Annotated in this window: 10 protein-coding genes; 2 read left to right on the top strand and 8 right to left on the bottom strand. The window is 67.9% G+C overall.

Annotated features, from left to right (window positions below; genetic code table 11):
• The first annotated feature begins 282 nt into the window (after positions 1 to 282).
• Entirely contained in the window at positions 283 to 630 is a 348-nt protein-coding gene (locus JF66_RS04395; RefSeq protein ID WP_231556288.1) for a DUF1844 domain-containing protein, read from the top strand.
• Between the two features lie 4 nt (positions 631 to 634).
• Positions 635 to 874: a hypothetical protein gene (locus JF66_RS04390; protein ID WP_035875659.1), complete on the top strand. Its 240-nt coding sequence runs from the start codon at positions 635 to 637 to the stop codon at positions 872 to 874.
• Positions 875 to 1,056: 182 nt separating this feature from the next.
• Here the strand turns inward: JF66_RS04390 and JF66_RS04385 are convergent, their stop codons facing one another.
• The 8 genes from JF66_RS04385 to JF66_RS04350 are packed head-to-tail and all read right to left on the bottom strand — an operon-like array spanning position 1,057 to position 10,835.
• Positions 1,057 to 1,836, bottom strand: coding sequence for a DNA-formamidopyrimidine glycosylase family protein (locus JF66_RS04385; protein WP_035875658.1), 780 nt, complete (start codon positions 1,834 to 1,836; stop codon positions 1,057 to 1,059).
• Complete coding sequence (locus JF66_RS04380) at positions 1,829 to 6,415, bottom strand: ATP-dependent helicase (protein ID WP_035875656.1); 4,587 nt, start codon at positions 6,413 to 6,415, stop codon at positions 1,829 to 1,831. Before JF66_RS04380 ends, JF66_RS04385 begins: the two co-directional genes overlap by 8 nt.
• A 25-nt stretch (positions 6,416 to 6,440) precedes the next feature.
• Positions 6,441 to 7,268, bottom strand: a complete 828-nt coding sequence (locus JF66_RS04375) for an SseB family protein (RefSeq protein WP_081882139.1) — start codon at positions 7,266 to 7,268, stop codon at positions 6,441 to 6,443.
• Positions 7,252 to 7,998 carry a bifunctional 1-(5-phosphoribosyl)-5-((5-phosphoribosylamino)methylideneamino)imidazole-4-carboxamide isomerase/phosphoribosylanthranilate isomerase PriA gene (gene priA, locus JF66_RS04370; protein ID WP_035875654.1) on the bottom strand — a complete coding sequence of 249 codons (747 nt, stop codon included), beginning with the start codon at positions 7,996 to 7,998 and terminating at the stop codon, positions 7,252 to 7,254. Before priA ends, JF66_RS04375 begins: the two co-directional genes overlap by 17 nt.
• Positions 7,999 to 8,056: 58 nt before the next feature.
• Complete coding sequence (gene hisH, locus JF66_RS04365) at positions 8,057 to 8,689, bottom strand: imidazole glycerol phosphate synthase subunit HisH (protein WP_035875652.1); 633 nt, start codon at positions 8,687 to 8,689, stop codon at positions 8,057 to 8,059.
• The gene (hisB, locus tag JF66_RS04360; protein ID WP_035875650.1) at positions 8,686 to 9,309 is read right to left on the bottom strand and encodes an imidazoleglycerol-phosphate dehydratase HisB; all 624 of its coding nucleotides are present in this window, start codon (positions 9,307 to 9,309) and stop codon (positions 8,686 to 8,688) included. The genes hisH and hisB overlap by 4 nt, the downstream gene beginning before the upstream one ends.
• A 9-nt stretch (positions 9,310 to 9,318) precedes the next feature.
• Positions 9,319 to 10,416 carry a histidinol-phosphate transaminase gene (locus tag JF66_RS04355; RefSeq protein ID WP_035875648.1) on the bottom strand — a complete coding sequence of 366 codons (1,098 nt, stop codon included), beginning with the start codon at positions 10,414 to 10,416 and terminating at the stop codon, positions 9,319 to 9,321.
• Positions 10,417 to 10,469: 53 nt separating this feature from the next.
• Entirely contained in the window at positions 10,470 to 10,835 is a 366-nt protein-coding gene (locus JF66_RS04350) for a LysM peptidoglycan-binding domain-containing protein (RefSeq protein WP_035875646.1), read from the bottom strand.
• Positions 10,836 to 11,017 lie beyond the last annotated feature (182 nt).

Raw genomic sequence — 11,017 nt, 5'->3', positions numbered from 1 at the left:
CGCTGATGCGTCTCTCCTCTTGGTTAACTTCGTGGCTACAACAAGCCGGCGGATACCGGCTGGGGACGAAGAGAGGAAAATCACGAGCATTCGGTCGAGCTCACTTGCTCAACCAACCACACGGCACCCTGGCTGCCTTCGACCTCTGGAAACCAGCGAGCGACGACGGAGTGCTAACTACCCGGTAACCTTTATGAAGCGGTCAAGCGCGGGTGGGAGATTCTCCACTTTCGTACCGAGACTGATGTCTCGGAACCGACATAACTCTAGCAGAGGATGGCAGTGAGTACCAATTACGACGAAGAGACCGCCCAAGCAACACGGGACATCGCGGATGTGGGAGCGGTGGAGATCATCACCACGGCGGCAGTACACCTGCTGAGCGCCGCGGCCGTGAAGGTCGGACTGGCCGATGACCCGAGCACGCAGACCGACCTGGACGAGGCTCGCAAGCTCATCACCGCCCTCGCCGGTTTGGTGACGGCAGCGGCTCCCGAAATCTCCGACATGCACGCCCGCAGCCTGCGGGATGGCCTGCGCTCGGTTCAGCTCGCCTTCCGCGAGGCATCCACCATCCCCGACCCGATCGGCGAGGGCCCGGGCGAGAAGTACACCGGTCCGGTCAACTAGCCCGGTGGACCTTCGCCTTCTCATCCCGTTCCGACGCGACGCCAAACTCGCGCAGATGGCCACTCCCGAGAGACGACGGATCTTCTACGTTCTCTTCATCGGCTATTTCGTGGCCCTCGTGCTGTCGTTCACGATTCTGCCGGGCCCGTGGGTCTGGTTCGTGCTGATCGGCGACTTCGCCGCCCTCACGATCCTGGGCAACTACTGGGCCAAGACGGATGCCGCGGGAGACTCCCGCCGCTAGCGCGGGAGTCCCCCGGTCGGGCCCCGCGAGCCGAGTCTGAGAGTCGGCTCGCGGGGCCCGTGTCTCGACCAGCTCGACAACCGACGCCGTAGACGGCGTTCCTCGACCAGCGGGAGGGTTCAGGTTTGGCAGCGGGGCCTCGAGACACGCCGTAGACGGCGTTCCTCGACCAGCGGGATGGTTCAGGTCTGGCAGCGGGGACACCAGTAGGTGTCCCGAAGCTCCAGCTCGGTGCGGCCGATCTGTGATCGGCGGATTCGAGCGCCGCAGCGTCGACAGGGCTGGGCATTACGGGAGTAGACCCAGAGCCGGGCACCGCGTCGGGTGTTGCCGGTCGTGGTGCGTTCGACCCGGTCTCGATTGGCCATGATCAGGCGATGGGCCAGGCTTACCAGCGCGGGCACATCCGCCACCTCGCCGGTGGGTCGGGTGGGCAGGAGCCCGCGCAGGAAGCAGAGTTCGTTCACGTACACGTTGCCGAGGCCGGCGAGGTTTCTCTGGTCGGCCAGCGCCACGGCCACCGGAACCTCCGGCCGCTCCGTCAACCGCCGCACGGCTTCGGCGGCGTCCCAGTCGGCGCCGAGCAGGTCTGGTCCCAGATAGCCGAGCTCGGCGGCCTCCGTAGCGAGAGGCATCAGTTCGAGCACGCCCAGATCGAACCCCACGGCAGTCCAGTCCGCCGTTCGCAGCACGATCCTGGCCTGAAATGCCGGCCGCTGCCAGGCCGTGCCGGGCCGATAGAGGTGCCAGGAGCCCTCCATTTTCAGATGGGAGTGCACGCTGACACTGTCCGTGCGCATCAGCAGATGCTTTCCGCGACTGGCGACGACGCGCACGGTCTCCCCCGTGAGGTCGACGGTGGCGAATTCCGGCACACGGATATCGCAGCCGACGATGACGGTTCCACTCAGGGCTGCGTCGAGCGCGTGAGCCTCCCGGTAGACGGTGTCACCCTCAGGCACTCAGCCTCAGCCCCTTGGGGGTGAGCGTGAACCCGGCGCGCTGCAGCTGGGTGCCGACGACGGTGCCGATCACAAACACACCATCGACGGTTTCCACGGCGACCTTGTCGATGCGGCCGGCCGTCACCACGTCCGCGAGGCTCGTGGCCGCCTTCGCCAGAACCTCATCGTCGACCGAATACGACAGCACGGTTTTGCCGCCGCGTTCGATGTAGAGCACGAGCACGCCGTCCACGAGAACCACGACGGCACCGGACTTGCGCCCGGGGCGATGGCCGGTGCCCTCGGCGAGGGGCGGCCAGGGCAATACGGCTCCGTACGGATTGGCGGGGTCGGTGGCCGCGAGGGTGAGGGCCACCGGATGCCGCCGACCGGCGCCCTCCGAGGAGGCCGCGAAGGACCGCAGCCGGTCGATGGTGCCGCCGCCCGCGAACTGCGCGGCGCCGAGTCCGTCGATGAAGTAGCCGCGGCGGCAGCGTCCGGTCTCTTCGAAGCCGCTGAGGGTGCGATACACGAGGGCGAATCCGCCGACGATGCCCTCCGCCTGCACGGCGCCCCGCGTGACGACGCCGTACCGTTCGAGCAGGGTTTCCCCGAGGGCATGGGCCCGCCGGGTGGCCACGGTGTCGGCGAGCGGAAGGATCGACCACCGCCCGGACACGGTGGGCGGGCCGCCACGGGTGGGCAGCGCGGAGCGCGGCACGGAGCCGCCCCGGTGCATCCGTGCGCGAGGCGCCGAGCGGCTGGGTTTGTGGGAGGGTCGACCGCCGTTCAGGCGGGAGCGCATCGGGGCGAAGGTATCGTTGCTGATCAGCCCGGCCCAGACCAGGTCCCAGAGCGCGTCGACCAGCTCGGAATCCACTTTATTGCCCACGGCATCGGAGAGCTGGCGGAAGAAATAGCCGCCTCCACCGCCCAGGGTCGCGAGAACCTCCTGCTGCAGTGGCGTGAGGTCCCGGTCGAGCGGCGGCGGAAGGGTCAGCGGCGCCGTTTCGGCCAGGTGAAGACTGATCCACCCGTCATTCCCGGCGAGGGAGCCCGCTCCTGCCCAAATCACCTCGCCCGCGTTCGTCAGCTCATCGAGCATGCCCGGCAGATAGCCCTCGATGCGGGCCGGCAGGATGAGCGATTCCCAGGCCGAGGCGGGGATGCGTGCGCCTTCAAGTTGTTCGATCACGGCGGCCACTCCGTCGACTCCGCGCAGTCGCCCGCCCACGTGCTGCCACTCCGGCAGGAAGCGGGCCATGGTGACCTGATCGACGGGTTCGACCTCGTGGCGGAGGGCAGCGAGCGAACGCCGGCGCAGTCGGCGCAGCACCTCGGCGTCGCACCACTCGCTGCCGGTGCCGTTGGGTCGAAACTCGCCCTCCACAATGCGCCGGGAATCGGCGAGCCGCCGCAGTGCCTGCTGCATGACCGCCGTACCAAGGCCGAAACGCTCCGCCGCCGCCTCTGTCGTGAACGGACCGTGCGTGCGGGCGTAGCGGCTCACGAGGTCACCAAGCGGATCCGCGACGCCCTCGCTGAAGATGCGCGGGAGGCCGAGCGGAAGCGGTACCCCGAGGGCGTCTCGCAATCGACTTGCATCCTCGATCACCGCCCACCAGTCGCGGCCCGCGAAGCTCACGCTCACCGCCCGTTTCGCCTCGACAAGAGCGGCGAGGTGCCCGACCAGCTCGGATTCCACGCCCTCCGACAGGCGCGGGCCGAACTCGTCGAGGGTGAGCGGGCCCAGCCCTCGCATCAGGTCAAAAACGCCCTCCAGGCCCCGTGCCCGCCGGTCGGGCGCGAGACGCTGCAGTTCCTGATCGGTGGCATCAATCACCACGGGGTCGAGAAGTTCGCGCAGTTCGACCCGCCCGAGCAACTCGGCCAGCAGGCTCGAATCGATCGACAGGGCCGTCGCACGCCGCTCGGCGAGCGGCGTGTCCCCCTCATACATGAACGCGGCTACGTAGCCGAACAGCAGGGTGCTCGCGAACGGACTCGCGGCATCCGTGTGCACCTCCATCAGGCGGATCGCCCGTGATTCGATCTGCTTCGCCAGCCGGGCCAGCGCCGGCAGGTCGTAGACGTCTTGCAGGCACTCGCGCACGGTCTCGAGGATGATGGGGAACGTCGGGTACTCGCGGGCCACGTCGAGCAGTTGCGCGGCCTTCTGCCGCTGTTGCCAGAGCGGCGAGCGGGAGCCGGGGTTGTAGCGCGGCAGGAGCAGCGCCCGGGCGGCGCACTCGCGAAAGCGGGAGGCGAACAGGGCGGAACCCCCCACCTGTTCCGTGACGATCTGCTCGAGCTCGTCGGGGTCGAAGACGAAGAGGTCGGCGCCGGGCGGTTCGGCTCCCGTGTCGGGGATGCGCACGACGATGCCATCATCGCTCGCCACGCAGTTGCCGTCGAGGCCGAACTGCTCTCGCACCCGTGCTCCCACGGCAAGGGCCCACGGCGCATGAACCTGCATACCGTACGGGGAATGGAGGATGACCCGCCAGTCGCCGAGTTCGTCGGTGAACCGTTCGATCACCAGGGTGCGATCGGTCGGCAGGTGCCGGGTGGCCGCGCGTTGCTCGTTCAGGAAGGCGAGCAGGTTGGTGATCGCCCGCTCGCCGAGGCCGGCGTCGGCGCAGCGCGCGCGGGCGGCGTCGCCGGACAGCGCGGAGACCTCGCGAACAAACACTCCAATGGCTTCGCCGAGTTCGGCGGGGCGGCCCTGCCCGTCGCCCTTCCAGAACGGCAGGCGGCCGGGTTCCCCGAATGCCGGGAGCACGAGCACGCGGTCGTGGGTGATCTCCTGGATGCGCCAGCTCGTGGTGCCGAGCGCGAAGACGTCGCCCACCCGGGACTCGTAGACCATTTCTTCGTCGAGTTCACCGACGCGTTTGCCGCCCACCGCATCACCGCCCACCATGAAGACGCCGAAAAGCCCGCGATCAGGAATCGTGCCACCGCTGGTCACGGCCAACCGTTGCGCCCCCGGGCGTCCGGAGAGCGTACCGGCCACCCGGTCCCAAATGATGCGCGGGCGCAGCTCGGCGAATTGGTCTGAGGGATACCGGCCGGCGAGCAGATCGAGGGTGGCCTCGTAGGCGGAGCGCGGCAGGCTCGCGAAGGGCGCGCTGCGGCGCAGGGTCTCGAACCACTCCTCCACGTCGATCTCGTCGAGCGCGACGGCCGCCACGGTCTGCTGGGCGAGGATGTCCAGTGGGTTGGTGGGCACCCGCAAGGATTCGATCTGACCGGTCAACATGCGTTCGGCCGTGACGGCGGCGTGGATGAGGTCGGCCCGGTGCTTGGGGTAGATCACCCCACGGGAGATCTCCCCCACCTGGTGGCCGGCTCGCCCCACGCGCTGCAGCGCGCTGGCCACCGACGGTGGGGACTCCACCTGCACCACGAGATCGACGGCGCCCATGTCGATGCCGAGTTCGAGGGTGGAGGTGGCGACAACGCACCGCAGCCGCCCTGCCTTGAGGTCGTCTTCGATCAGGGCACGCTGTTCCTTGCTCACCGAGCCGTGGTGCGCGCGCGCGAGCACGGCCTCGGCACCTGCGGTCTGGCCGCTGGCCCCGAGCAACTCGGCCGGCGGCCTCGGGCGCGGAGCGGATGCCGAGGTCACGTCGCCGTCGACCTCCGCCGCATCCGCCAGCCGTTCCGCGTAGATCTCGTTGAACCGGGCGGTGAGACGTTCGGTGAGACGCCGCGAATTGGCGAACACGATGGACGAGGAGTGCGCGAGCACCTCATCGACGATGGCCTCTTCGACGTGCGGCCAGATCGACCCGGTCTGCGCCGACGATGCCGAGGTCGACCCCTCGCGCGGCGCCACCGGGCCCAGCTGGCTCATATCGTCGACCGGCACGACAACCCGCAGGTCGAACCGCTTCGGCGCGGGCGGCGCCACAATCTGCACGGGAGCGCTGCCGCCCAAGAACCGTGCCACCTCGCTGTGCGGGCGTACCGTGGCCGACAGGCCGATGCGCTGGGCCGGCTTGGCGAGCAGCGCGTCGAGCCGCTCCAGGGACACGGCGAGATGGGCGCCCCGCTTGCTCGCCGCCACGGCATGCACCTCGTCGATGATGACCGTGTCCACCCCGCGCAGGGATTCCCGTGCGGCCGAGGTGAGCAGGAGGAACAGGGACTCAGGAGTCGTGATGAGGATATCGGGCGGGGACTTCACGAGGGTTCGGCGTTCGGCGGCGGGTGTGTCGCCCGAACGCACGCCCACGGTTACCTGCGGCGCCGGGAGCCCCAGTCGCTCCGCGGCCCGGGTGATTCCCACGAGCGGGGCTCGCAGGTTGCGCTCCACGTCGACCCCGAGGGCCTTGAGCGGTGAGATGTACAGCACCCGCGTCGACGGGACAGCGGCCGGCACGGCGGCGGGCTCGTTGGCCCGCGCCGCGAGCCGGTCGATGGCCCACAGAAACGCGGCGAGTGTTTTGCCTGAGCCGGTGGGCGCCACCACGAGGGCGTGCGCTCCACCCGAGACGGCTTGCCAGGCGCCGAGCTGCGCCGCGGTGGGCGCCGCGAAGGCCTCGTCGAACCACGCCCGGGTCGCGGGCGAAAACCGATCAAGCACCGTCATGGTTCTATTCTGGCTCCACCCACTGTCAGACAGACGCGACGAGCTGCACCCGCAGCGAATCGACGCCCGTGGCGATCAGATCGTTCTCGGACCAGCGTGTGGCCAGACGGGCGAGCGTCGCGTCGAGTTCGGCCTGGGTGAGACCGTCGATCAACTCGAGGCGCACGATGAGTTCGGGTCCGCTCAACAGGGCGCCGGGATCCCCCGCCACGAGTTGCACGCCGAGCACGGATAGCTCCGTGGCTACGGATGCCTCAAACGCCGCCCGTACCGGCACGCTCGCGTAACTCGGCGTCCACGGCACGGATTGGGCGATGGCCCACAGGGCCGGGCGCCGAATGACGTACTCGGTCGGCGACATCGGGTCGAGCACGACGAGGTCCGTGTTCTCCTGTGCTGCAGCGAGGGCCACCCGCACGGCGTCCGCCGGCACCGGACGAGCGTCAGGATTCCAGGCCGTCATGGCGGCGGTGGAGGTGAAAGCGGGCAGCACATTCCGCCCGTCGGGGCCGGCAACCGTGATAATCGACAGTTCCTGAGTCTTGTCGATCGTCACGCCGCGCTCATTCTCGCCGGCCTCGCCGAGAGCGGTGACGAGCGGTATCAGGAGCCGGGACACTCGGATGGCCTCGACGACACCTTCTTCGCCGGCTTCGCGCGCGTGGAAGAGGCGCAGGGCGGCGATCAGGGCCTCGGGGGCCAACCCGTCGTCATCCGCGCTCTCATTCGTTTCAAAGGCGCGCCCGGCCCAGGGCTGGCCGGCGGAATCGGTACCACCCGGACCGACAGACTCGCCAGAGCCCTCCGGTCCGCCCGGCCGGCCGGTGGAACCGAGGTTACGAGCCCGAGACATCCAGGGCCTCGGCGAGGGTGAAGGCGCCGGCGTACAGTGCCTTTCCGACGATGGCGCCTTCGAGGCCCAGCGGCACGAGCTCGCGCAGCGCGATCAGGTCATCGAGACTCGACACGCCACCCGAGGCGATCACCGGTCGGCGGGTCTTGTCGAGGATCTGGCGCAGGAGGTCAATGTTCGGCCCCTGCAGGGTGCCGTCCTTGGTGACGTCGGTCACGACATAACGGGGGCAGCCGGCGGCCTCAAGACGCTCGAGAACCTGCCAGAGGTCGCCGCCGTCCTTGGTCCAGCCACGAGCGGCGAGGGTCGTGCCACGCACGTCGAGTCCCACGGCCACGGCCTCGCCGTACTGGGCGATGACGCTCGCGGCCCATTCAGGGTTTTCGAGGGCAGCGGTGCCGAGGTTGATGCGTTCGACGCCCGTGCTCAAGGCGGCCTCGAGTGACTCGTCGTCGCGGATTCCGCCCGACAGCTCGATGTTGACGCCCTTCACCTGGCGAATGACCTTCTTGATCACGCTCGTGTTGTTTCCCCGGCCGAAAGCGGCATCGAGGTCAACGAGGTGAATCCACTCCGCGCCCTGACGAACCCAATCCGCGGCGGCGTCATCGGGCGTTCCGTAATTCGTCTCGGTTCCGGCGCGCCCCTGGGTCAGGCGCACGGCCTTGCCGTCGGCGACGTCGACGGCCGGCAAAAGCACGAGACGGGGGGTCTTGTTGAACTCACTCATGGATTTCCTCGATTGTGTGACAAAGATGTGGTCTGAAGACTGGGCGGGTGAACGAGGCCTAGTTCTTCAGGGTGGCGAGCCAGTTCGACAGCAGGCGAATGCCCGCCTCCCCGGACTTCTCCGGATGGAACTGAGTGGCCGAGAGCGGCCCGTTTTCGACCGCCGCAAGGAAAGGCGCGCCGTGCTCCGCCCACGTGAGACGCGGTTGCGGGAACGGCGGCTGCACGTCGAGGGTCCACGACTGGGCGGCGTACGAGTGCACGAAGTAGAACCGTTCCTCTTCGATGCCCCGGAACAACTGCGATGCCGGATCGGCCGTGACCGTGTTCCACCCCATGTGCGGCAGCACCGGAGCCGGGAGCTCGGTAACGCTGCCGGGCCATTCGCCGAGTCCCGCGGTATCGACGCCGCGCTCGACACCGTCTTCGAAGAGCACCTGCATCCCGACGCAGATCCCCAACACGGGGCGCCCACCCGCGAGACGTCGGTCCACGATCTCATCGCCACGCACGGACTTCAGCGCGGTCATGACCGCGCTGAAGGCACCCACACCGGGCACCACGAGCCCGTCGGCCTCGAGGGCCAGCGTGCGATCGTGGGTCAGCGTGACGTCGGCGCCGGCCAATTCCAGGGCCTTGACGGCCGAGTGAACGTTGCCCGTTCCGTAGTCGAAGACGACGACGCGCGTCACAGAGCGCCCTTCGTGGACGGGACACCGGTCACGAGCGGGTCAAGCGCCTTGGCGAGACGGAAGGCCCGGGCGAAGGCCTTGAACTCGGCCTCGGCGATGTGGTGCGGGTCTCGGCCGCCCAGCACGGTCACGTGCACCGTGAGACCGGCGTTGAAGGCAATTGCCTCGAAGACGTGGCGCACCATCGAGCCGGTGAAGTGCCCGCCGATCAGGTGGAACTCAAAGCCGGCTGGTTCACCGGTGTGCACGAGATACGGTCGACCGGACACGTCAACGACCGCCTGGGCGAGAGCCTCATCGAGCGGAACCAGGGCGTCACCGTACCGGGCAATTCCGGACTTATCGCCCAGGGCCTGCTTAATGGCCTGACCGAGTACGATGCCCACGTCTTCGACCGTGTGATGAACGTCGATTTCGATGTCACCGTGCGCGCGAACGGTCAGGTCGGTCAGCGAGTGCTTCGCAAATGCTGTCAGCAGGTGGTCGAAGAACGGCACCGTGGTGTGAATGTCACTCACCCCGGTTCCATCCAGGTTGAGCGACAGCTCTATGCTCGACTCGCTGGTCTCGCGCTGCAGGTGGGCGATGCGCGGCGCGGCCGGCGTTGACGAAGAGCTCATGACCCTAGTTTATTCGGCTTCGGCCCCGGTCGCCCCACCGAGGCGTTCCAGAGCAGCCAAAAATGCCGTCGTCTCGGCGCGCGTACCCGCCGTCACCCTCAGGTGACCGGCGATTCCGATGTCGCGAATCAGGATCCCTTCTGCCAGGAGCGCCTCAAACGTGGCGTGCGGGTCCGCAACGCCGCCGAAAAGAACGAAGTTGCTTCCGCTGTCGTGCGGCGTGTAGCCGAGGCGCGTCAGCTCCGTCACCAGACGGTCGCGCTGCCCGCGGATATCGTCGACCATGGCGAGCATCTCGTCGGTGTGCCCCAGCGCCGCATTCGCGGCCGCCTGGGTCAGCGCGGAGAGGTGGTACGGAAGGCGAACGAGCCGCAGGGCGTCGGTGACGGCGGGATCGGCGGCGAGATAGCCCACGCGCGCACCGGCAAAGGCGAAGGCCTTGCTCATGGTGCGAGACACGAGCAGGCGCTCACGCCCCGGCAGGAGGGTAAGCGCGCTCGGTGTGCCGACCGGGCTGAATTCGGCGTAGGCCTCGTCGACGACGACAATTCCCGTGCTCGCCTCGTAGACGGCTTCAATCGTCTCAAGCGACAGCGGCGTACCGGTGGGGTTGTTCGGCGAGCACAGGAAGACGAGGTCGGGCGTGGTGCGCGTGACCCAGTCGGCGGCGGTTTCCGGTGAGAGCCGGTAGTCGGCATCCCGATCTCCGGCGATCCACGCTGTCCCGGTGCCTGACGCGAGGATCGAGTACATCGAATACGTGGGCGCGAACCCGAGCAGCGAACGGCCCGGCCCGCCGAAGGCCTGCAGCACCTGCTGAAGCACCTCGTTGGAGCCATTCCCTGCCCAGATGTTGTCGAGGGTGAGCCCGTGACCCAGATAGGCGGCGAGTCGTTCGCGCAGCTCGGTGAACTCCCGGTCGGGGTAGCGATTCACGGTGAGCACGGCCTGAGCAAGCGCGCGCACGATATCGAGTGCCACCGGCTCGGGGATGGGGTGGGTGTTCTCGTTGACATTGAGAGCAACCGGCACGTGCAGCTGCGGGGCTCCATAGGGAATTTGACCACGCAGGTCATCGCGCAGGGGAAGATCGCTGAGACTAATCACTCTCCCATGCTACGGCCGTGCGGCGGCGGCGATCGCTCTGCCGCCTCGTGTTACTAGTAGCCGGCGGGGAGGGCGAGGCGTTGGCCGGGCTGCACTGAGTCAGTCGACAGTTGGTTCAGGCTGATGATGTCGACGATGACATCGCGGGGGTCCGCTGTGGGCGCGATGCTCTGGGCCACGTCCCAGAGGGACTCCCCCGAAGACACCGTCACGTACGTGAACGACACGAGCTCCGTGCGCAGGGCACCGTCGCCCGCACCGTTGGCGGGACCGGCAGCGAAGGCGCCGCCGCCATTCAGGGCCAGGACAATCGCGGCGGCGACGAGGGGGGACGCCACCAGAGCCATGAGTACGACCCGTCCGCGTCGGGTCAGGCGAATTCGCGGGGTTGCCATCGTGGTGCTCGTGATTACGCTCATGTTGAACCTCCAGGTGTGAGTCGTGCAGTTCCGCATTCGGCTCTCGGCCGGGAGAACCGAATGCGAAACTATGTTCCGAATGTATCTTCGAATATTCGAACAATCAACCCTTTATGCGCCTTTTCCCAGAAAATATTCGCGACATGCTCGAATAGATGTTTGTGACGAGCGTGCAAACTGGA

Origin of the sequence: Cryobacterium sp. MLB-32 (genome assembly GCF_000738085.1) — a bacterium.
Classification (GTDB): domain Bacteria; phylum Actinomycetota; class Actinomycetes; order Actinomycetales; family Microbacteriaceae; genus Cryobacterium.
The sequence above is the reverse complement of the archived record's forward strand: the minus strand, read 5'-3'. Positions and strand labels throughout refer to the sequence as shown.